The organism is Arthrobacter sp. 18067 (assembly GCF_902706295.1).
In the GTDB taxonomy this organism is placed as follows: Bacteria; Actinomycetota; Actinomycetes; order Actinomycetales; family Micrococcaceae; genus Arthrobacter.
Window position 1 is genome coordinate 107,120 of sequence record NZ_CACSJJ010000019.1, and the last position, 19,528, is coordinate 126,647.

The 19,528-nt window shown below is 63.7% G+C and carries 20 protein-coding genes; 15 read left to right on the top strand and 5 right to left on the bottom strand.

Annotated features, from left to right (window positions below; translation table 11 throughout):
• Positions 1 to 19 precede the first annotated feature (19 nt).
• The 6 genes from GVL04_RS18340 (at position 20) to GVL04_RS18365 (ending at position 4,527) form a co-directional block, all read left to right on the top strand.
• Complete coding sequence (locus GVL04_RS18340) at positions 20 to 691, top strand: rhamnogalacturonan acetylesterase (protein WP_159707171.1); 672 nt, start codon at positions 20 to 22, stop codon at positions 689 to 691.
• Positions 688 to 1,380, top strand: a complete 693-nt coding sequence (locus GVL04_RS18345) for a DUF1961 family protein (RefSeq protein WP_235036346.1) — start codon at positions 688 to 690, stop codon at positions 1,378 to 1,380. Before GVL04_RS18340 ends, GVL04_RS18345 begins: the two co-directional genes overlap by 4 nt.
• Positions 1,381 to 1,431: 51 nt before the next feature.
• A complete protein-coding gene (locus GVL04_RS18350; RefSeq protein WP_159707173.1) occupies positions 1,432 to 2,451 on the top strand; it encodes an acetylxylan esterase in 1,020 nt (339 codons plus the stop codon).
• 220 nt (positions 2,452 to 2,671) lie between these two features.
• On the top strand, positions 2,672 to 3,820 hold the full coding sequence (locus tag GVL04_RS18355; protein ID WP_159707175.1) for a 3-deoxy-7-phosphoheptulonate synthase: 1,149 nt from the start codon (positions 2,672 to 2,674) through the stop codon (positions 3,818 to 3,820).
• A 232-nt stretch (positions 3,821 to 4,052) separates the two neighbouring features.
• On the top strand, positions 4,053 to 4,265 hold the full coding sequence (locus GVL04_RS18360; protein ID WP_017199160.1) for a helix-turn-helix domain-containing protein: 213 nt from the start codon (positions 4,053 to 4,055) through the stop codon (positions 4,263 to 4,265).
• 163 nt (positions 4,266 to 4,428) lie between these two features.
• On the top strand, positions 4,429 to 4,527 hold the full coding sequence (locus GVL04_RS18365; RefSeq protein WP_003792170.1) for an AURKAIP1/COX24 domain-containing protein: 99 nt from the start codon (positions 4,429 to 4,431) through the stop codon (positions 4,525 to 4,527).
• 154 nt (positions 4,528 to 4,681) lie between these two features.
• Here GVL04_RS18365 and GVL04_RS18370 read toward each other — a convergent pair whose 3' ends face one another.
• Both GVL04_RS18370 and GVL04_RS18375 read right to left on the bottom strand, forming a co-directional pair.
• A complete protein-coding gene (locus tag GVL04_RS18370) occupies positions 4,682 to 5,644 on the bottom strand; it encodes a DUF559 domain-containing protein (protein WP_159707177.1) in 963 nt (320 codons plus the stop codon).
• Positions 5,645 to 5,790: 146 nt separating this feature from the next.
• Positions 5,791 to 6,609 carry an HAD family phosphatase gene (locus GVL04_RS18375; protein WP_159707179.1) on the bottom strand — a complete coding sequence of 273 codons (819 nt, stop codon included), beginning with the start codon at positions 6,607 to 6,609 and terminating at the stop codon, positions 5,791 to 5,793.
• Positions 6,610 to 6,702: 93 nt separating this feature from the next.
• On the opposite strand from GVL04_RS18375, the gene GVL04_RS18380 reads away from it, so the two are divergent.
• Together GVL04_RS18380 and GVL04_RS18385 are read left to right on the top strand one after the other, a co-directional pair.
• Positions 6,703 to 6,957 (top strand): glutaredoxin family protein, encoded by a 255-nt coding sequence (locus tag GVL04_RS18380; protein ID WP_159707209.1) that lies wholly within the window; start codon positions 6,703 to 6,705, stop codon positions 6,955 to 6,957.
• A gap of 76 nt (positions 6,958 to 7,033) precedes the next feature.
• A complete protein-coding gene (locus GVL04_RS18385; protein WP_141281215.1) occupies positions 7,034 to 7,741 on the top strand; it encodes a redox-sensing transcriptional repressor Rex in 708 nt (235 codons plus the stop codon).
• Positions 7,742 to 7,788: 47 nt separating this feature from the next.
• On the opposite strand, the gene GVL04_RS18390 is transcribed toward GVL04_RS18385, so the two are convergent.
• The 3 genes from GVL04_RS18390 to GVL04_RS18400 all read right to left on the bottom strand — a co-directional run bounded on the left by GVL04_RS18390 (position 7,789) and on the right by GVL04_RS18400 (position 10,208).
• Positions 7,789 to 8,508 (bottom strand): hypothetical protein, encoded by a 720-nt coding sequence (locus GVL04_RS18390; RefSeq protein WP_159707181.1) that lies wholly within the window; start codon positions 8,506 to 8,508, stop codon positions 7,789 to 7,791.
• A gap of 263 nt (positions 8,509 to 8,771) precedes the next feature.
• The gene (locus tag GVL04_RS18395) at positions 8,772 to 9,485 is read right to left on the bottom strand and encodes a hypothetical protein (RefSeq protein ID WP_159707183.1); all 714 of its coding nucleotides are present in this window, start codon (positions 9,483 to 9,485) and stop codon (positions 8,772 to 8,774) included.
• A 171-nt stretch (positions 9,486 to 9,656) separates the two neighbouring features.
• Positions 9,657 to 10,208, bottom strand: coding sequence for a YceI family protein (locus tag GVL04_RS18400; RefSeq protein ID WP_159707211.1), 552 nt, complete (start codon positions 10,206 to 10,208; stop codon positions 9,657 to 9,659).
• Between the two features lie 208 nt (positions 10,209 to 10,416).
• On the opposite strand from GVL04_RS18400, the gene GVL04_RS18405 reads away from it, so the two are divergent.
• The 7 genes from GVL04_RS18405 (at position 10,417) to GVL04_RS18435 (ending at position 19,478) form a co-directional block, all read left to right on the top strand.
• Positions 10,417 to 11,082, top strand: coding sequence for a histidine phosphatase family protein (locus GVL04_RS18405; protein WP_159707185.1), 666 nt, complete (start codon positions 10,417 to 10,419; stop codon positions 11,080 to 11,082).
• Between the two features lie 2 nt (positions 11,083 to 11,084).
• A complete protein-coding gene (locus GVL04_RS18410) occupies positions 11,085 to 11,690 on the top strand; it encodes a TlpA disulfide reductase family protein (RefSeq protein WP_159707187.1) in 606 nt (201 codons plus the stop codon).
• A gap of 5 nt (positions 11,691 to 11,695) precedes the next feature.
• The gene (locus GVL04_RS18415) at positions 11,696 to 12,451 is read left to right on the top strand and encodes a cytochrome c biogenesis CcdA family protein (protein WP_014922639.1); all 756 of its coding nucleotides are present in this window, start codon (positions 11,696 to 11,698) and stop codon (positions 12,449 to 12,451) included.
• Positions 12,451 to 14,166 carry a cytochrome c biogenesis protein ResB gene (locus GVL04_RS18420; protein ID WP_159707189.1) on the top strand — a complete coding sequence of 572 codons (1,716 nt, stop codon included), beginning with the start codon at positions 12,451 to 12,453 and terminating at the stop codon, positions 14,164 to 14,166. Before GVL04_RS18415 ends, GVL04_RS18420 begins: the two co-directional genes overlap by 1 nt.
• Positions 14,166 to 15,233: a c-type cytochrome biogenesis protein CcsB gene (gene ccsB, locus GVL04_RS18425; protein WP_159707191.1), complete on the top strand. Its 1,068-nt coding sequence runs from the start codon at positions 14,166 to 14,168 to the stop codon at positions 15,231 to 15,233. Before GVL04_RS18420 ends, ccsB begins: the two co-directional genes overlap by 1 nt.
• Before the next feature lie 186 nt (positions 15,234 to 15,419).
• Positions 15,420 to 17,405 carry an Hsp70 family protein gene (locus tag GVL04_RS18430; protein ID WP_159707193.1) on the top strand — a complete coding sequence of 662 codons (1,986 nt, stop codon included), beginning with the start codon at positions 15,420 to 15,422 and terminating at the stop codon, positions 17,403 to 17,405.
• A gap of 3 nt (positions 17,406 to 17,408) precedes the next feature.
• Positions 17,409 to 19,478 (top strand): LuxR C-terminal-related transcriptional regulator, encoded by a 2,070-nt coding sequence (locus GVL04_RS18435; RefSeq protein ID WP_159707195.1) that lies wholly within the window; start codon positions 17,409 to 17,411, stop codon positions 19,476 to 19,478.
• The last annotated feature ends 50 nt before the right edge of the window (positions 19,479 to 19,528 follow it).

Below are 19,528 nucleotides of genomic sequence, written 5' to 3' on the forward strand. Positions count from 1 at the left end.
GCAACCAGAAAGGACAACCATGAAAATCCTCCTCGCGGGCGACTCCACTGTTGCCGCCTGCCCCAGCTACGAATATCCGATGAGCGGCTGGGGCGCCCACCTTGCCCCCGGGACCTACTGGTGGGCCACTGTCCACAACTACGCCAAAGGCGGCGCCACCACGGAGTCTTTCCGCGAGGAGGGTCTCTGGTACCAGCTCATCAACCAGACGGTTCAGGGGGACCTGGTCCTCATCCAGTTCGGGCATAACGATCAGAAACGTGAGCACCTCGGGGCGCGCACGGGCTACACGGACAACCTCCGGCGGATGGTCGCCGAGGTTCGCGCCAAAGGCGGTGTCCCCGTCCTGTGCACCTCGGTTGAGCGCCGGCACTTTGCGGACGGACAGCTTGAGGTCACCCTGGGGGACTACCCTGTGGTGGTCCGGGAGCTTGGGTTGGAGCTCGGCCTGGAGGTCATCGACCTCAACCAGTGGACGCGCTCCCTCTACCAGGAGCTGGGGGAGGAGGGTTCCAAGGAGCTCTTCTTCCATTTCGCTCCCGGCGAGCACGCGCACTGGGCCGGCGGCCTTGAGGACAATACGCATTTCCACGAAAAGGGCGCCCAGCGGATCGCTGCGTTTGTGGCGGAGCAACTGGAATCCCTCGGTTACGGGCTGGTGGCTACGGTCAGCGCGGGAGTGCGCGCTTGATCTACTCCAACGCCTTGCGGGGTCCTTCGGATGTGGCTGATTGGGTGGCTGAAGGGCCGGTCCAGTTCGGAACTCACGCCCCTGGAACACACGACGACGGCGGACCGGGCCTCGGTGGCGACGGCACCGGCGCCCTGGTGCTGTCGGGCGCCTTGGACGCGGATGAGCACGGCGACCACGCCCATTGGACCCTCTGGTGCCCCGAGCAAATTCCCGATCATGTGAAGATGACCTGGGAGTTTTTGCCCTTGGAGGAGCCCGGCCTGGCCATGGTGTTCTTCGCGGCCCGCGGTCATGGGGGCGAGGACCTGTTTTCTGCAGCCCTTGCTCCCCGCACCGGCTTCTACCCCCAGTACCATTCGGGAGATATCGATGCCCTCCACATTTCCTACTTCCGGCACAAGCACCCTTCCGAGCGCGCGTTCCGAACCTGCAATCTCCGCAAAAGCGCTGGCTTCGAGCTGGTGGTGCAAGGAGCCGATCCACTTCCGCCCGCCGGGGATGCAGACAATTTCTATCGCATGGAAGTGATCAAAGACGGCCCGCGGGTGGCCTTCTCCATTAACGAATTGCGGCTCTTTGAATGGACCGATCCCGCAGCAGAACCACTCGGCGGTGGCTACTTCGGAATCCGCCAAATGGCCCCGCTGAAAGCCGCGTACCGCAACCTGTCCATCAGCGAACTCTGACCACGGGAGCCCTGTGACGGGGCACACGAAACCATGACGTAGGATGTCCCCATGCCCCTCTTTGACCTTCCCCTTGAGCAGCTCCGCGACTACACCTCAAGCGCGGTCCCACCAGCAGATCTGGACGCCTTTTGGGACCGCACCCTCACCGAGGCCAGGACTTTTTCGCTCGACGCCGTATTCGAGCCCGTGGATAACTACCTCTCAGTGATCGACACCTACGACGTGTCCTTCTCCGGCTTTGGGGGAGACCGCATCAAGGGCTGGCTGCACGTGCCTGCACATCTGGAGAAGGGCCAGCGACTTCCCGTGGTGGTCGAGTACATTGGCTACTCCGGCGGCCGGGGCCTGGTGAACCAGAACACCCGATGGGCCCAGGCGGGCTACGCGCACTTCATCATGGACACCCGTGGCCAGGGATACGGCGGCGTTTCGGGGGATACGCCGGATCCGCACGCGTCGGCCGGTGGCGTCAATTATGCCGGGCTCATGACCCGGGGTGCCGACCACCAGGACAACTGCTACTTCCGGCGGGTCTACGTGGACGCGTTCCGTGCAGTGGAAGCGGCGCAGAGCCATCCCGCCGTCGACCCTTCCAAAGTGGTGCTGGCCGGCGTGAGCCAGGGTGGCGGCATCACTGTTGCTGCCGCCGGGCTGACGGCCGGAAGGCTCGACGGCGTCATCGCCGCGCTGCCCGACGTCCCGTTCCTGCAGGACTTCCCGCGCGCCATTGACATCACCCCGCGTGGCCCGTACCCGGAGATTGCCGGGTTCCTGGGGCGGCATCGCGACAAGTACGAGCCCATGCTGGCGGTTCTGAACTACTTCGACGGCGTCCACCTCGGGCGCGCGGCCACCGTGCCCGCGCTGTTCTCCGCTGCCCAGATGGACGACATCTGCCCTCCGTCCACCGTGTTCGCGAGCTACAACAACTACGGTAATGGCTCTCTCGAAAACGGCAGCGCGCCCGAGAAGGACATTGAGGTGTACCGCTTCAACAACCACGAAGGTGGCCAGGAGCACCACTGGATCAGGCAGCTGCAGTTCCTGCGCAAACTGTTGTCATCTTGATGGACAGGATTTGCCCGCTGTGAAGAACCGCGGTTATGGTGTGGCTATGACAAACCGTTGGTATGCGTATTTTTCGTTGGCTCTGGAGGGGCCCGCGTCTAACTGACACGCATCCAACTTTCCTTCAGAGCCAACAGGGCAGAGATTATTCTCTGCCCTTCGCCATATCCGGCGGGTTCTGAAAAGGGGCCCGCTCCGCATCCCGGAACAGGACCCAGAAATGACCAGCATCGCCGCAGAACCCACCAAATCGCTCGACTCCCCTGAAACGGGAGATACCGCGCAGCCGGCCACCTCCAACCTCCGTGTTGCCCGCTTCGAGCCCCTTCCCGCACCCCAGGACCTCATCGCAGAGTTGCCGTTGGACGCCCGCTCAGCAGCCGTCGTCGACCGCGGGCGTGACCAGGTCCGCGCCATCATGGACGGCGTGGACGACCGCCTTCTGGTGATCGTTGGCCCGTGCTCCATCCACGATCCCAAGGCCGGCTTGGAATACGCCCGCCGGCTGGTCAGCCAGGCAGAGAAGCACAAGGAAGACTTGCTGATCGTCATGCGGACCTACTTCGAGAAGCCGCGCACCACCGTCGGCTGGAAGGGCCTGATCAACGATCCCCACCTGGACGGCAGCCACGATATCGCTGCAGGCCTGCGTGCCGCCCGCGGATTCCTGAAGCAGGTCACTTCTTTGGGGTTGCCCACTGCCACCGAATTCCTTGAGCCCATCAGCCCTCAGTACATGGCTGACCTTGTTTCATGGGGTGCCATCGGCGCGCGCACCACCGAAAGCCAGATCCACCGCCAGCTCGCTTCCGGACTGTCGATGCCCATCGGGTTCAAGAACGGCACCGACGGCGACCTGCAGGTGGCCATCGACGCTTGTGGCGCGTCCGCCGCCGAGCAGGCCTTCCTGGGAATCGACGACGACGGCCGCGCGGCCCTCGTGGCGACGTCCGGCAACCCGGACACCCATGTCATCCTGCGTGGCGGACGCAAGGGTCCCAACTACTCGCAGGAAGATGTTGCTGCCGCCTCGGACAAGCTCGCTGCCAAGGGACTGAACCCGCGCTTGATCGTGGACGCAAGCCACGCCAACAGCGGCAAGAGCCACCACCGCCAAGCCGAGGTTGCGCTGGAAATCGGCGCGCAACTCGAGGCAGGGGAGACCTCGCCGGTCGCCGGCGTCATGCTGGAGAGCTTCCTCGTGGGAGGAGCGCAGAACCTGGACACCGCCAAGCAGTTGGCCGGCGAGCAGGAACTCGTTTACGGCCAGAGCGTCACCGACGCCTGCATGGAATGGGACGTCACGGCGTCGGTCCTGGAACAGCTCGCAGCGTCGGCGCGGAAGCGTCGTGCGGTGGTCGCGGCGTAGATCCGTTTCGTGGCTTCGCTGCGCAGCATGCCGGGCGTTCGGCATTGCCCGCAGCGAGCCCCCGTTATGGGCCTTGCTCAGGCGGGGAGTGGCATCCCACTTACGGGAAAAGCTTTCACATTGGCCCCATCAGCCTCTAGAGTATCTAGCACATGGTTGTTTGATGGCTCAGCATCGGCACACCGTTCTACTGGGGGTGTCCTTACCGGCTGAGAGCAAAGGAATATGGGAAATGTCCGCAGAGACTAACTTCTCGAACGCGCGTTTCATGACGGTGGCTGAAGTGGCCGACGTCCTGCGTGTTTCCAAAATGACTGTGTATCGCCTGGTCCACTCAGGGGAAATGCCCGCCGTAAGGTTCGGCCGTTCCTTCCGGGTTCCTGAAGAGGCTGTCGCCCAGTACCTCAAGGGTGCTGTGGTTGACGGACAATCCGAGACCGCCTGAGGCTGCCGGGGTCCGTCCCGCGGACCGTGGTCATGGGGTACCCCTTTGAAGCGGTACTCTGTTAAGGAACGTTTTACGTCAATGTAAGAATCTGTCAGTTGTACTGTCTGCTTCCGCGGATCTGTTCCAACAGACAGGAACTTCTAGTTTGTAAGGAACTTTCGTGGGTTCAGTTATTAAGAAGCGCCGCAAGCGTATGGCCAAGAAGAAGCACCGCAAGCTGCTTCGCAAGACCCGCCACCAGCGCCGCAATAAGAAGTAGAGATACTTCATCAAGCGTGAATGCCCGTTGCCTTTCGAGGTGGCGGGCATTTTTGCATCCCGGAGCCCGTCCCCAGCTACCGATCCTCTCTCACCGTCCGCACGGTTTCTGCTGACGCTCTCTCACCGTTCGGGCCTTTCGGCGGAGGCCTCTCTCACGGTCCCGGTGCGAAACCCGATTCGACGGCAGGGTCGATCCAGCTGTTCCGTAGGACCTTCTTGATTTTCAGTATTGCCTTGGCGAATCCGTCTGCCAGATCGTTTTTATCGAAGACAAGAACTGTCCAGCCTGCCGCCGCGAAGGCTTTGTCGCGGCGCCGATCGCTGAAGAACTGTTCCTCCTCAAGGTGATGTTCGCCGTCGTACTGAATGGCCAGGCGCCGCACACGAAATCCGAGGTCCGCGGATGGAGAGAACGGGTCGTCAGCTCGGAGTCGTATCTGGAGCTCGGGTTCGGCGAGACCTGCGTCGAGCATGGCCAGACGAAGCATCGACTCCGGCGCCGAGTCAGCACCGACCCTCATCAGTTCAAGTGCTTCGCGTGCCCGGACCACACCTTGCAGGTTCTTGTGCCGGTCAAGCATCTTCCGAAGTGCCTGGATTGAACTGAACGGCGTTTCGCGTCCTTCGAACTCTTGCCGCGGCGTGCGAATGATTTGGTCGCCTACACAGACGAGATCTTTCAACGGCAGACGGCGTGCCAAGTCAAGCCAGGTCCTGGAACGGGTGCTAATCCACATGCGCTGGTTGAACTCGATTTCGGATTCGTCCACGATCACCGTGTGTCCGATGATGCCTCGTCGGCGGGCTGACGGGAGTTTCCGTGGCTTACTGAGATGCAGTTCATTAGAGTCGGCCAGCCAGGGCGGGAGGAATAGGCCGTGTATCCTGGCGGCGGTTACATGGGAGATCCATGCGCCAGGACTCGCAGCTGAGAGGGATCGCGCAGCTTCCGCGAGGTCAAAGTCCCAGTTGGCGGGACGGTAGATTCCTTGGCTGACACTTTCGATTGAGTTTCGATTTCTGAGTTGCACGTGCTCCAGGCCCGCAGCCTTGGCCTCGTCAATCGTGAAGGGAGCAGAAGCCAGCAAGGCAGGAACGGGCGACGGTTTTTGCATACGGGCATTGTTGCCCAAGACGGCCAGCGCGTGCAGAAGTTATCCACAGGCCCCGCTGCTGAACTCATGCGGTGAGAGAGGGTCTGCCGGGAGGGGTGGTTTGGTGAGAGAGGGTTGGCCGGGAGGGGTCGTTTGGTGAGAGAGGGTCAGTAGCGGGGGCCGCGGAACCGTGAGAAACCGCGCCACAGGCCGTAGATCGCTCCGCCCACCGTGGCAGCCTTGAGCCCCAGGGTCGCTGCGCGGCGGCCGGACCGGAAGTCGTACACAGGCCAGTTGTTTTCGCGGGCGTGCCTGCGCAACTTCGCGTCCGGGTTGATGACTACGGGATGGCCGACCATGGTGAGCAGCGGAATGTCGTTGGCTGAATCGCTGTAGGCCCAGCAGTGGTCCAGGTCCAGGCCCTCCCGGTCGGCAACGAGTTGAACGGCTACGGCTTTTGCAGGGCCGTGGAGGATGTCACCCACAAGTTTCCCCGTGTACATTCCGTCCTCCACTTCGCCCACCGTGCCAAGGGCGCCAGTCAGGCCGAGCCGCGTGGAAATGACCGTGGCAACCTCGATGGGTGTTGCCGTCACAAGCCACACCTTCCGGCCGACCCTGAGGTGCTGTTCCGCCAATGCCTTGGTTCCGGGCCAGATCCGCGACTCGATCATTTCGTCGTAGACCTCCTCGCCCAGTGCCTTGATGTCATCTACGGTGATGCCGGCGGCGAGGGTCAGGGCAGAGTCGCGTACTGCGTGGACGTCTTCCATGTTTTCGCCGCGCATGACGAATTTGAACTGCTTCCAGGCGAAGCCAGCGGCCTGGGGGAGCGTGAATGCCTTGCGCTCGTACATTTTGCGGGCCACGTGGAAGAGGCTTGCGCCCTTCATCAAAGTGTTGTCGACGTCGAAGAATGCGGCTTCGCCACTACGCTTCTGCACTTTGGCATCCGCGAACACAGCGGCGTTCTTCTCCTCGGGCATGCTTTGAGTCTAGTCAATCGCCGGTACCTCGCGCTGACGGCACCCGGGAGGGTGAAGGAAGTGGGACGGGATCCGGGCGGTTACCGTTATCCCATGGCTATTCCCGACGTCGTCCTCCTCACCAAAGCTGACTGCCACCTCTGCACGGAGGCGCGTGCCGCCGTCGAACGTGTAACGAAAAGCCTCGGTGTGCAGTGGACAGAGCAAAGGATCGACGACGATCCCCAACTGCAGGAGCGGTTTGCCGAAGAGATTCCCGTGGTGCTGGTGGACGGCGTCCAACGGGATTTTTGGAAGATCGACGAGCAGCGGTTGAGCCGCACCCTGAAGAAAGTCCTGGAGGGCTGAGGGTGGGGCTACCCGTAAGTAACGGCTTTTGTTGAGTCCGGCCGGGGGTCATAGAGTGGAACAACAAAGCGACGCAATGGAGAATACCGTGACTGCGCTGGAACCGTCACCGGAAGCAACAACCGGGGACAACGAACCTGCCGCCAAGCAGATCCCGCCCGCGGCTGTGGCCCGGATGACCCTCTATTTGCGCGCGCTCAACTCTCTTTTGGCCGAGGGCGTGGAACGGGTTTCTTCCGAAGCGCTGGCTGAGGCCTCGGGCGTCAGTTCGTCCACGCTCCGCAAGGACCTTTCCTATGTCGGCTCCTACGGGACCCGCGGCGTTGGCTACGAAGTTCAGTACCTGAGCCGCCACATAGCGGCCGCACTCGGCCTGACCCACGACTGGAAGGTCGCAATCGTCGGCGCGGGTAACCTCGGGAAGGCCCTGGCACGGTATGGCGGCTTCGAATCCCGGGGTTTCGACGTCGTAGCAATCTTCGACGCCGATCCCATGGTGATCGGTAATGAAGTGGGCTGGCTGCGGGTCAGCGACTCAGCCGAACTCGAGCGGGTCCTGGAACGCACACACACGAATATGGTGGTGCTGGCGTTGCCTGCCACGGTGGCCCAGGCTGTGTGCGACCGCGTGATTGCCGCCGGAATCCGGAGCATCCTCAGCTTCGCTCCAGTCCTGTTGCAGGTTCCGCCGCACGTCAACCTCCGTAAGGTGGACATGGCAACCGAGCTTCAGATTCTGGCCTACCACGCACAAAGGGCGCAGACACCGGGCCAGGCTGTTTAGCCTTCGCCGGGTCCGCGCCCGCGTCTAGTGCTTGGGTTCCCGCGTGTTTAGCGGCCGTAGGGGTTCTGGTACGCGTTGCCGAACGGCTGGGCCTTACGGAAGTAAGGGGCCGACGCCGGCAGGTACAGCAGGACGATTGCGGCGATTCCGAGGAGTGCGGAGAGCGTCGCGAGGCTCAGCGGCACCAGTGCAAAGATGGAAAGCGCAGCAAGGATCGTCCCAAGAATCCGTGCCCAGTTCCGGCCCTTGCGGACGTTGATGGCCACGAGGGCGTAGAGGCCGGCACCGATGATTCCCAGCACCACCATGACTCCGACAATGAAGCCCTGCACGTCTTCGAACCTGACGTCCGCCGCACCGCCTGCAGCCATTTGGTCTTCCACCATGCTGCGCATCGTGGGATCGTTCAGAGCCGCCATGGCAATGAGAATGGAGATGAGCCAAATCGCTCCGGCTCCGACGATCAGCCAGAAAGCGATGTTGACCATCTGCGGCACCGTGGTGGGACCGGGCTGCTGGCTTGGCCAGTTGGTGTCCTGGCCGTACTGCGGTGCGCCGGGAGCCTGACCATACGGTGCAGCAGGCTGGCCATACTGCGGAGCGGCCGGTGACTGCTGGCCGTACTGCGGAGCGGCCGGGGACTGCTGACCGTATTGCGGTGCGGCCGGGGACTGCTGGCCATACTGCGGCGCAGCGGGCTGGCCGCCCGGCTGCTCAGGCTGGCTGGCGTCGCCCGGGTTTGACGGCGGGTACGGAGGGTTGCTCATGGCATTCCTTTGCTTGTTCGACTGCTGGTGCGGCCGCCGGGATCAGCAAAATGACCCTGCCCCCAGCGTGGTTCTGCTTCCACCGTACCTCCCGGGTCTGACGCTGCAGTCGAACACACGCAGGTATTTCAGGCCCACAGCAAAAATCATCATGTCGGCTTACGCCTTCATGATGAAGGCCGCGGGAATCCACCAGGGATTCGCCGCGGCCTTCTGCTCACGTACGCGCCGTTCAGGGAACGACGGCGGCAGTTCAGCCAGCGCTAAGCGTGACCCTTAACTGCCTTGAACCAGAGCTGCGAATTCGGGAGCCACATCAGGACAACGGCTACTGCGCTGACGAGGAAGCCGAACCAGTTTCCGCCCAGTCCCATGCCCGATCCACTGCCGTTGGCAGCTCCAAAGATGGCGAGCAGCAGGGAGACGGCGGCCACGATGGTCAATGCCAGGCGTGCCCACTCCTTGCCTTCCTTCATCTTCATGGCCAGGACCACCTGGGCAGCGGCCACGGCCAAAGCGAGCAGGAGCAGGACCAGCGCCAGGGCGGCGATAGCCGGCGCGAACGCGAAAGCGGCGATGACGGCGAAGAATCCAATAAGCCCGAACAGCAGCCCCAGGAGTCCGGAGATCACCCAAATGAAGTAGGAGACCTTAAGCTCCGTTGGAAGCCCTTGGGTCTTGAACATTCCCGAGAATCCGCCCTGGGGCATGACGTCGTTGAAGTTGCGGGGCCCGTCGGTCGGCATTTCAAAGTGGAAACCAGGCTGCCCGGGGGCCGGTTGGCCGGGTCCTGCCTGGGGCGGACCGGGCTGGGTTGGGCCAGGCTGCTGATACTGACCGGGTTGTGAGGGCGGCTGGTAACCCTGGGGTGGCTGGTAGCCCTGCGGAGGCTGGTAACCCGCAGGAGGAACATTGCCGGGCTGCGGAGGCTGGGAGCCGGGCTGCTGTGGCTGTGGTGCTTCGTCTGGGGTACTCATGGCATCACTTTAGACCGCAGGTTGAAGGATGCATAGGAAATTCGGAGCCAACTCGCAGCTAAATACGGGCTGTTTGCCGAACAATTGCGGGGTGACTTCCGTTAATGCGAAACGGCGCCCCCACAGCGTGAACTGTGCGGGCGCCGTTCGGCACACCAAGAGTGGCTGGGACTATGCGCCAGCAGGTGCGATGAAGGCGAGTTCCAGGTTAATGACTACCTTGTCGCTGACCAGCACGCCGCCGGCTTCGAGCACGGCGTTCCAGGTGAGGCCGAAGTCCTTGCGGCTGATGGTGGTTTCGCCCGAAACACCGGCGCGGGTGTTGCCGAAAGGATCCACGGCAACGCCGTTGAACTCGGTCTCGATGGCAACTTCCTTGGTCACGCCCTTGATTGTGAGATCGCCCACGAGGTCGAAGCTGTTGCCGTTGGCCTTGACGTGGCGGGACACGAAGGTGATCTCCGGGAACTTCTCCACGTCGAAGAAGTCCTCGCCCTTGACGTGGCCGTCACGGTTGACGTCTCCGGAGTCGAAGCTGGCGGTCTGGATGGTGGCGCTGACTTTGGAATCGGTAAGGGTTTCGCCAACCTCGAGGGTGGCCGAAGCGTCCTTGAACTGGCCGCGGACCTTGCTGATACCTGCGTGGCGGACGGTGAAGCCGATCTCGCTGTGGGATGCGTCGAGGGTCCAGGTGCCGGTGGTGACGGTAGCGGGGAGAGTCATCATGGTGTTGCTCCTATGTCTAGTGGAAGGTACTGCGTGCTTGCCTGGTTGATGCCGATTGCTTGAAGCGTCAACCGAGCTTCGTGTCTAGTATAAACATGCATATGCATCTTTTATTCCAACCCCGGGGAACATTTCGGAAAAACTTTGAGTTCTACTAGCGGTAGAAGATTTCGGATCGCCCCGCTTCTTTGAGAAACTGGTAAACATGCCCCAAGCAACTGTCCATCTGCTTCGCCATGGCGAGGTCCATAATCCCGACGGCGTCCTGTACGGACGGCTGCCGGAATTCCACCTCTCCGAACGCGGCCGGGAGATGGCCCGCATGCTGGCCGATCACTTCGCGGCCCGCGCCAGCCAGGGCGCCAAGATCGTGCACCTGGTCGCGTCGCCTCTGACGCGAGCCCAGGAAACAGCGATGCCCACAGCCGAGGCGCTGAACCTCGAGATCACCATCGAGCCGCGCATCATCGAGGCTGAGAACCACTTCCAAGGACTCCACCCCACCAAAAGTGAGTTCCTGAAGCCCAAGCACTGGTTCTACTTCCGCAATCCACTGCGGCCCTCCTGGGGAGAGCCCTACAAGGAGCAGGCTGCACGCGTACTGGCCGCAGTTGAGGATGCCCGCGTCAAGGCAATCGAGCTGGGCGGCGACGGCGCCGAAGCCATCCTGGTCAGCCACCAACTGCCCATCTGGTCCACCCGGTTGACGGCGGAGGGACGCCGCTTGGCGCATGACCCCCGCAAGCGCGAGTGCACCCTGACGTCCCTTACTTCCCTCACGTTGGACGATGACGGCAAGATCATCCGCGTTGAGTACAGCGAGCCTGCTGCCGTCCTGCTCCCCGGAGCGGCGAGCACTCCGGGAGCATGAGCATGGAAAACAATCTCTCACGCCGCGGCGTGCTGACCGCCGGCGGCGTCCTCCTCGCAGGACTGACCATGGGCCTGTCCGCCTGCGCCCAGGAAGACTCGCTGGCAAAGCAAGCCAAGGCAGGCGACAACAAGAATTATGTAGCCGGCGATGGTTCGGTGACGGAGTTCGCCAAGGCTGATAGGGCCGCACCCGTGGCACTCAAGGGCACCCTCTTTAACGGGGAAACAGTGAAGCCCGAGGACCTCCAGGGCAAAGTCACTGTGTTGAATTTCTGGTTCGCCGCCTGTGCCCCTTGCCGCATCGAAGCGCCCCAGCTTGAAGCCCTGCACCAGGACTTCAAGGACCAAGGCGTCCAGTTCTTTGGCGTCAACCTGCGGGATGAACAAGCCACAGCCGATGCCTTCGACAAGACCTTCAACATCACCTACCCAAGCTTCAACGACAAGGACGGGGCTGTGCTCCTGTCCGTGTCCGGCATCGTGCCCCCGGGCGCCGTGCCCACAACCCTGGTCCTGGACAAGCAAGGCAAGGTTGCCTCCCGCGTGCTCGGCGAGATCGAGAAGAGCACCCTGAAAGCCCTCATCACTTCCGCAGTGGCCGAGTAGCACCCATGAACAGTCCCTTCGCCGAGACGATCCTCAACGGATCACTTCTGCTGGCCGTGCCAGTGGCATTGCTGGCCGGGCTGGTCTCGTTCCTTTCGCCGTGCGTGCTGCCGCTCGTCCCGGGTTACCTTGGCTACGTCACTGGACTGACCGGCGTCGACCTCCAAAAGCAGCGGCGGGGCCGCATGCTGGCCGGCATCGGCCTGTTCGTCCTTGGGTTCTCGGTGATTTTCGTCCTCCTGGGCGGGGCTTTCGGCCAGCTTGGGACGCTCCTGACGGGTCCGCAGAATGCCTGGATCACGCAACTGCTCGGCATCCTGGTGATCATCATGGGCGTGGTGTTCATGGGCGGCTTCGGCTGGTTGCAGCGCGATGCGAAGATCCATGCCAAACCCCCGGCGGGACTGTGGGGCGCGCCGCTCCTTGGACTGACCTTTGGCCTCGGCTGGGCGCCGTGCATTGGGCCGACGTACTCCGCGGTACAGTTGCTGAGCCTGTCCGGTGGTTCCTCTGCTGCCAAGGGCGCACTCCTGGCGTTCGTCTATAGCCTTGGCCTGGGCATTCCGTTCCTCCTGATCGCACTGGCTGTCCGCCGGGGCATGGGAGTCATGTCCTTCTTCCGCAAGCACCGGCTGGCCATCCAGCGGATCGGCGGAGGCATCCTGATTTTGCTCGGCATCCTGATGGCCACCGGTGTGTGGGGAACCTGGGTGACCGAGTTGCAGTACTGGTTCCAAAACGATGTGAAGTTGCCGATCTGATGAGCGAGTCCGTGAAAGCCAAGAAGAAGTCACCGTCCGCTGAAAGCACGCCCGGAAACACAGCGGAAGGAAAACTCCAGCAGGCCAAGTCCGAGGCCGCGCTTCCCGCGCTCGGTGTCATGGGCATGCTGCGGTGGGCCTGGACCCAGCTGACCAGCATGCGCACGGCACTGTTCCTGCTGCTCCTGCTCGCCGTTGGCGCCGTACCGGGTTCCCTGTTCCCGCAGCGGCCCGCGAATCCGTCGCTCGTAACTCAACGCATCAGCGAGAATCCGACCATGGGCCAGATCCTGGACGCCCTCCAGATGTACGACGTCTATTCGTCGGCCTGGTTCTCCGCCATCTACATCCTGCTGTTCATCTCGCTGATTGGCTGCGTCACCCCGCGCGCGATCGCCCACTACAAGGCCATGAAGTCGCAGCCGCCGCGCACCCCCAAGCGCCTTTCGCGCCTGCCGGAGTACGGCACATTGGCCCTGCCCGCCGACGCCGGGATCCCGGCGTCGAGGGCCATCAACGATGCCGCCGGGCTTCTCAAGAAGCGCGGCTACCGCGTTGAGGTCAGGGACGTCGACGGCGCCCTGCCGTCCCTGGGTGCCGAGCGCGGCTTCCTGAAGGAAGTCGGAAATCTGGTCTTCCACACTTCCTTGATCGGAGTGCTGGTGTCAGTTGCCATCGGTGGTCTCTTCGGGTATAGCGGCCAGCGCATCCTGGTGGAGGGCGACACTTTCGTCAATACCCTGGTGGGCTACGACCAATTCACGCCGGGCACCAACTTCCAGAGCAGCGCGCTGCAGCCGTACTCCGTCCAACTGGACAAGTTCGAGGCTAAGTTCGACCGCGAATCCCCTGGGAAGGCCGGCCAGCCGATCGACTACACGGCCGAGGTCACTACCAAGGAAACCCCGGATGCGCCGGCCAAGAAGGAAACCCTCAAGGTCAACGACCCCGTGTCGCTCGGAGGCACCAGCCTCTACCTGACCGGCAACGGCTACGCCCCCATAGTTACCGTCCGGGACGGCGAAGGCAACGTCTCTTTCCAGGGGCCCGTCACGGCCAAGGTTCAGGGCGACAACTACTACTCTTCGGTGGTCATCAAGGTCCCGGACGCCAAACCCGAACAGTTGGGTTTTGTTGGCTTCTTCCTTCCGACTGCATTTGTCAGCGAGGACGGAATTTCCTTCAGCGGTGCTCCGGAACTCATTAACCCCCAGCTAAGCCTGAACTCGTTCTACGGTGACCTCGGCCTGGACAAGGGCGTGCCCCAGAACGTGTTTGAACTGGACGTCAAGGACCTCAAGCAGCTCAACGGCCGCGACCTCGCGGCCGGCGGCATCACCCTGACTCCGGGTGCAACCGTCAACTTGCCCGAAGGCAAGGGCAGCATCACGTTCGACGGCGTCAAGAAGTACATCGGTATGGATATCCACCACAACCCCGGCCAGCTGTACGCGTTGATCTTCGGCTTCCTCGCGGTCGCCGGCTTGGTCATGTCGCTCTACATCAACCGTCGCCGCGTCTGGGTCCGCACCGGAACCCATGCGGACGGCCGCACCATGGTGGAGTACGGCCTGCTGGCCCGCGGTGAAGACCACCGCCTGGCCGGCGAAGCCGCAGCCCTCCGCGAGATCTTTGCCCGGGAATGGAACATCCCGGAGACGCAGGACACCGCAACAACTACAGCAGGATCTTCCTCAACCTCGAAGGACCAGTAATGCCCGTCATCAACGAAACCCTGGGCCAGTACAGCGAACTGTTCATGCTGTTGGCCGCCGGCACGTACACCGTGGCCTTCATTGCGTTTGCCTGGGACCTGGCCAAGAGCAGCAAGACATTCCAAGCCGTGGACTTGAAGGCGGCGGCCATCACCGCCGGCGAGAAGGTCACGGTTGCTGCGGGTCGCGTCGGCGGTGGCTTGGGCGGTCCCGACGCCGGTGGCCCGGCCGGCCGGGCCGAACGTCCGACGTCGGGCCTCACCGTTGAGGGCGGCACCGCCGCCGGCGACATGAAGTACGCGGGCGAACGCCGCGCGCCTGCCCGCGTGGCCGTGGCGCTGACCGTGTTGGGTGTGCTCATCCACGGCGCGGGTGTGGTGACCCGCGCCTTCGGTGCGGGGCGCGTGCCGTGGGGCAACATGTACGAGTTCCTTACGACCGGTGCCTTCGTTGCCGTAGCCGTGTTTCTGATTGTCCTCATTAGGCGCGACCTGCGGTTCCTAGGCACGTTCGTGATCGGCCTGGCCATCATTATGCTGGTGGCGGCCTCCGTTGCTTTCTGGACCCCGGTGGGCCATCTGGTTCCGGCGCTGCAGAGCTACTGGCTGATCATCCACGTGTCCATCGCAGTGCTTTCCTCAGCCCTCTTCACCCTGACGTTCGCCATGTCGGTACTGCAGTTGATTCAATCCCGCCGTCAGAAGAACCTGGCCGCGGGCCGTGCGGACAAGTTGGCATTCATGCGCCTCGTTCCGAATGCGCTAAGCCTCGAGAACCTTGCGTACCGGATCAACGCCATCGCCTTCATCGGCTGGACCTTCACCCTCATGTTCGGCGCCATCTGGGCCGAAAAGGCCTGGGGACGGTTCTGGGGCTGGGACCCCAAGGAAGTATGGACGTTCGTGATCTGGGTGGTCTACGCGGGCTACCTGCACGCGCGGGCCACCCGGGGTTGGACGGGAACCCGTGCAGCGTGGTTGTCAATCATCGGGTATGCCTGCGTCATTCTTAACTTCACGCTGGTGAACACGATGCTAAACGGTCTCCATTCCTACTCGGGGCTCTAAACCGAGGGCTGGGTCCCACTCCGGGCCTGAGCAGGGGCGTTACGCCCCGGGCTCGGGCCCACCCGCGGAAACAATAACCCGGTGTAGCAACTAAGCCTTTTGCCTGTCCAAGGCAGGTGCTAACTTGTTCAGAACCCGCTTGTGATGCAGACCGCTAGCGATGCGCCGTGTTTTTTCGAGGTACCCATGAGCTATGTTCTCGCCATTGACGTCGGGACGAGTTTTACCGCCGCAGCCTTGGTTAAGCCTGATCAAGGATCTACGCCAGCACCTGAAGTCCTCCCGTTGGGATTGCACGGGAGCGCCGTTCCCTCTGTGCTTTTCTATGCGGACGACGGCCGTGTACTGGTTGGTGAAGCAGCAGAGCGGCGCGGCCTGGACGATCCCCAGCACATGGTGTGCGAGTTCAAACGCCGTATCGGTGACTCCGTCCCCCTGGCCGTCGGAGAGAGATGGCTGGCACCGGAAGACGTGTACGCCACGATGGCCCGCTGGGTGGTGGACAGGGCGCAGGAGCGTGAGGGGACGGCGCCGTCGTCGATCATCATGACGCACCCCGCGGCTTGGGGGCAGCACCGGACCTCGTTGGTCCTCGCAGCGCTCAACGTGGCCGGCCTGCAGGACATCACCCTGATCAGCGAGCCGGAAGCAGCAGCCCTGCACTACGCCTCCCAAACCCGGGTGGAAGACGGCAGCATCATCGCGGTGTACGACCTCGGTGGCGGTACTTTCGACACCGCCATCCTCCGCAAAGCCGGAGCCGGAAACTTTGAGCTACTAGGCCGTCCCGACGGCATTGAAACCCTTGGCGGCGCCGATTTCGACGCCGCCGTGCTGCGTCACGTGATGGGTCACGTCAGCGCTGCAACGGACATGGACCCGACGGCGCCCGACACGCTGGCGGCACTTTCCCGATTGAAGCGGGAATGCCGCGAAGCCAAGGAAGCGCTGTCCATGGACAGTGAATCCAGCGTGGCCGTATCCCTTCCGGGCACCCAGCAGTCAGTCCGGCTGGTCCGGGCCGAATTCGAAGCGATGATCGAGGAACCCATCCGGGACACCGTGGAGTCATTGGAACGGAGCCTGCGGGCCGTCAACATTGACGCGCAGGATTTGAGGGCCGTTCTGCTTATCGGCGGCTCCTCGCGCATCCCGTTGGTGGCCGAGATGATTTCGGTGGAACTTGGCCGGCCCATCGCCGTCGACGCCGATCCCAAGTCCTCCATCTGCCTTGGTGCAGCGGTGGCTGGCCTGGGTTCGACCGGAGCGGACGCCGCGGAGGCGGCGGCCTCGGCGTCCGTCAGCATAGCGGATGGCATGTCTCTGGAAAGGCCGCATGTCGCTACCCGGGCTCCCGCCCTGGGCGCCCTCAAAACTGTCCCCGCGAAGCCTGGCCGGCACGCCCCACGGCCCCGTGTCCGAATGGCGGCAGCAGCGGCAGTCGCCGCAACCGTTCTGACAATCGCTACAGCAACGGCGGCACAGAGCCCTGGAGGCAGTGGACTGCTGGCAACCATGTTCGGCAACCAGGCCGCCGATGTTATGCGCGACGGCGGTACCCAGGCTTCCACGGGCCAGGCAAGCGGCGCTGGTGGCGGGAAAGCCGGAGAGGCGCCGGCGGTGGGCAACCCGGCGGCGGGACTTGAAGCCAGTGCCAGGTCCGGGGTCGCGAGGGCAGGGAGTGCGACGGGTAGGAGCCCAGCCCGGTCAGGAACTGCCAATGCAGGCACAGGGTCGGGGACCGCCGCGGGATCCGCTGCGGGCCCGGCCTCCGGTACGGCTACGGGTGGGACGGGCAGCACTGCCACTCCTGCCGTGCCAGGCGGAACTCCTACGACCGGCACTCCGACCACCACGCCGACGCCTGCGCCCACGGGCGGCGCCGCCACTGGGCCAACCCCGCCTCCGACGACACCACCCACAACCCAGCCACCGGTCATCGAACCGACAACGCCGCCTACCACTCCGTCGGATCCGGTGACGCCGCCGCCTTCGCCCGAACCAACAGTGCCGCAGCCTGAACCGACGGACACGCAAGACCCGCCGCCGCCAACTCCCGAGCCAACAGCGCCGCAGCCGGAGCCCACAACCCCACCAGCCACGCTTGACCCGGCGCCCCTGCCGACGGAAACCAGCCCGATTCCGGATCCAGCGCTGCTCTCGGCGGTCTAGTCCATGACGGGACATGACCATCAGCCCGAGCACCTTCGGCCCGGGTCAAACGATCACCCGCTCACGGAATCTTCCGCCATCCCTGGGACAGATTCGCCCAGTATTCCGGAGCTGACAGGCGATTCAGAGGCTGTCCGCGAGTTGCTCCTTGCCCTGTCTGTGGGGTTCACCCTTCCTGCGCCGTTGCCGAGCGGCCTTGAAGGCAATGAGGAGCTGGATTCGATCATCGCCGCTGCCAAGGACGCGGGCCTGCTGCTGTCCGACGGATCCGTGGTGGGGACCGCCCGGTATGCCTTGCTGAAGGGCACTCCGAATGACCGCATCGCGGCGCTGCAGCGGGAACTCGTGGGCAAGGTCCTGGCGGAGGGCCGCGTTCTGGGGGACCTGGCCCGGGACCTCGCCAGAAGCGGGCTGCAGGATTCCCGCGTCGCGGCAGAGCTGGAGGAGTCAGCAAACAGAGTCCTGGATACGGATCCGCGGCTCGCCGCGGATCTTTATGCCGAGGCGCTTCTGGCCGGGAATCATGAACTCGCCAACGCAGCACGGAGGGCCCAAGCGTCCGCCGCAATCGGAGACTTGGATGCAGCAGGCAGGATTGTGGACCGTCTCCTCGCTTTGCCCGAGCCGCCTGACCTCCGATTGGGTGTGGACGTGGCCGCGGCCGTATGGGCTCAACGGGGCATGCTTGCCCGCGGTGCTGACACTTACAACTGGCTGGGGCCGGACAGGATGGACGGGTCTGCGCCACTCGCAGCGGTAGCCATGATCGGCTCGGGTAACGCGGTGGGGGCCGAGGAACTCCTGGCCGCAGCGCCCCCGTCCGGTTCGCCGACCCTCCTGGCAGTGGCTTTGGCCCTCACCCAGGAGGGACTGCGGCGAACTCTTGGACCGGCACCCCAATTGGCGCTGCCGGAACTCATCAGGGCCTCGGACATGATGAACGCATCCGGCGCGGCCATTCCTTTGCCGGAGACCCCCGCCGCCCTGGCTGCGCTATGTGCCCTTCATAGCGGGGAGCCGGCAGTGGCTGACCACGTACTCACGGCAGCATTGGCCGCAGGGCAAGGTGGGGATGCTGCCAGGCCCAGGTTGTTCCTTCTGCGGGCATGGACCGCCATGCAGCAGGACAACGCCGACGAAGCACGGTTGGCCATCAATGAAGCTGTCAAGGCGAACCATTGGCCACTGGCGCCGCGGGACGAGCTCCTGCTGGCGGCACTGGATGTGGGGCTCGCCCGTCGGGGCAGCGAAGTGCACGAGCTGGTTTTAGCGTGGGACAGGGCACGCGAAGCCATGATGCACGTGTCCGTGGATCTTTTTAGTCTTCTGCCGTGGGGCGAGCTGATGATTTGCGCTGCGCGGTTGCGGGAGACGCGTCGGGTGTCGCACTCTCTGGATGGCGCCTGGGAGCTGTTGGGACGGCTGGGAAACCCGTTGCTCTGGTCCGTGCCCCTGCATTGGGCTGGGGTACAGGCTGCGTTGCTGAGCGAGAGCCCCGCAGAGCTGGCCCCACATGCGGCCGCGTTGGTGCGCGCGTCCGAGCACAGCCATCTGGCCGCGGTCCTCGCCGCCGGTGGCAAGGCATGGGTTTCCGTTCTGGCCAGCCGCTTTGAAGCGTCCGACGTCGAAACTGCGGCCCGTGGCTTGGCCGCCGTCGGGATGCCATGGGAAGGAGCCCGCCTGGCGGGCCATGCCGCCGCGCACGCGGAAGAACGACGTGACATGGTGAGGCTCCTGGCGTGCGCCAGGGACCTCCATCCCCAAAGCGCCCCGTCTGGCGGGACTTCGGAGCGCTTGGCGGATCCGCACCAGGATGTTGCGGGTACTCCTGTTCCGGAAGGCGTGAGCCCAAGTCCGACGGACCCATCCGGGCTGAGCGCGAGGGAACGTGAAGTGGGACGCCTTCTCCTGGAAGGGAAGACCTACCGCGAGATCGGCGAGGCGATCTACATATCGCCACGCACCGCGGAACACCACGTGGCACGGATGCGCCGGCGATTGGGGGCTGACAGTCGCTCTGAACTCCTTGTCCGCCTCCGTCTGGCGCTGGGGGAGGTACACCCGCCTCCGTGAGCGTCAATCCCCCCAGCCCCCTAACGGAAAACCCCGCGATCCCCTAACGG

Excerpts from the sequence above, each read along its gene's own strand:
- GVL04_RS18410 (WP_159707187.1), top strand. The coding sequence starts at position 11,085 with ATGGAAAACAATCTCTCACGCCGCGGCGTGCTGACCGCCGGCGGCGTC.
- GVL04_RS18405 (WP_159707185.1), top strand. The coding sequence starts at position 10,417 with ATGCCCCAAGCAACTGTCCATCTGCTTCGCCATGGCGAGGTCCATAAT.
- GVL04_RS18350 (WP_159707173.1), top strand. The coding sequence starts at position 1,432 with ATGCCCCTCTTTGACCTTCCCCTTGAGCAGCTCCGCGACTACACCTCA.
- GVL04_RS18430 (WP_159707193.1), top strand. The coding sequence starts at position 15,420 with ATGAGCTATGTTCTCGCCATTGACGTCGGGACGAGTTTTACCGCCGCA.
- GVL04_RS18395 (WP_159707183.1), bottom strand. The coding sequence starts at position 9,485 with ATGAGTACCCCAGACGAAGCACCACAGCCACAGCAGCCCGGCTCCCAG.
- GVL04_RS18435 (WP_159707195.1), top strand. The coding sequence starts at position 17,409 with ATGACGGGACATGACCATCAGCCCGAGCACCTTCGGCCCGGGTCAAAC.
- GVL04_RS18420 (WP_159707189.1), top strand. The coding sequence starts at position 12,451 with ATGAGCGAGTCCGTGAAAGCCAAGAAGAAGTCACCGTCCGCTGAAAGC.
- GVL04_RS18355 (WP_159707175.1), top strand. The coding sequence starts at position 2,672 with ATGACCAGCATCGCCGCAGAACCCACCAAATCGCTCGACTCCCCTGAA.
- GVL04_RS18390 (WP_159707181.1), bottom strand. The coding sequence starts at position 8,508 with ATGAGCAACCCTCCGTACCCGCCGTCAAACCCGGGCGACGCCAGCCAG.
- GVL04_RS18370 (WP_159707177.1), bottom strand. The coding sequence starts at position 5,644 with ATGCAAAAACCGTCGCCCGTTCCTGCCTTGCTGGCTTCTGCTCCCTTC.
- GVL04_RS18340 (WP_159707171.1), top strand. The coding sequence starts at position 20 with ATGAAAATCCTCCTCGCGGGCGACTCCACTGTTGCCGCCTGCCCCAGC.
- GVL04_RS18385 (WP_141281215.1), top strand. The coding sequence starts at position 7,034 with ATGGAGAATACCGTGACTGCGCTGGAACCGTCACCGGAAGCAACAACC.
- GVL04_RS18400 (WP_159707211.1), bottom strand. The coding sequence starts at position 10,208 with ATGACTCTCCCCGCTACCGTCACCACCGGCACCTGGACCCTCGACGCA.
- GVL04_RS18375 (WP_159707179.1), bottom strand. The coding sequence starts at position 6,609 with ATGCCCGAGGAGAAGAACGCCGCTGTGTTCGCGGATGCCAAAGTGCAG.
- GVL04_RS18415 (WP_014922639.1), top strand. The coding sequence starts at position 11,696 with ATGAACAGTCCCTTCGCCGAGACGATCCTCAACGGATCACTTCTGCTG.
- ccsB (WP_159707191.1), top strand. The coding sequence starts at position 14,166 with ATGCCCGTCATCAACGAAACCCTGGGCCAGTACAGCGAACTGTTCATG.
- GVL04_RS18380 (WP_159707209.1), top strand. The coding sequence starts at position 6,703 with ATGGCTATTCCCGACGTCGTCCTCCTCACCAAAGCTGACTGCCACCTC.
- GVL04_RS18360 (WP_017199160.1), top strand. The coding sequence starts at position 4,053 with ATGTCCGCAGAGACTAACTTCTCGAACGCGCGTTTCATGACGGTGGCT.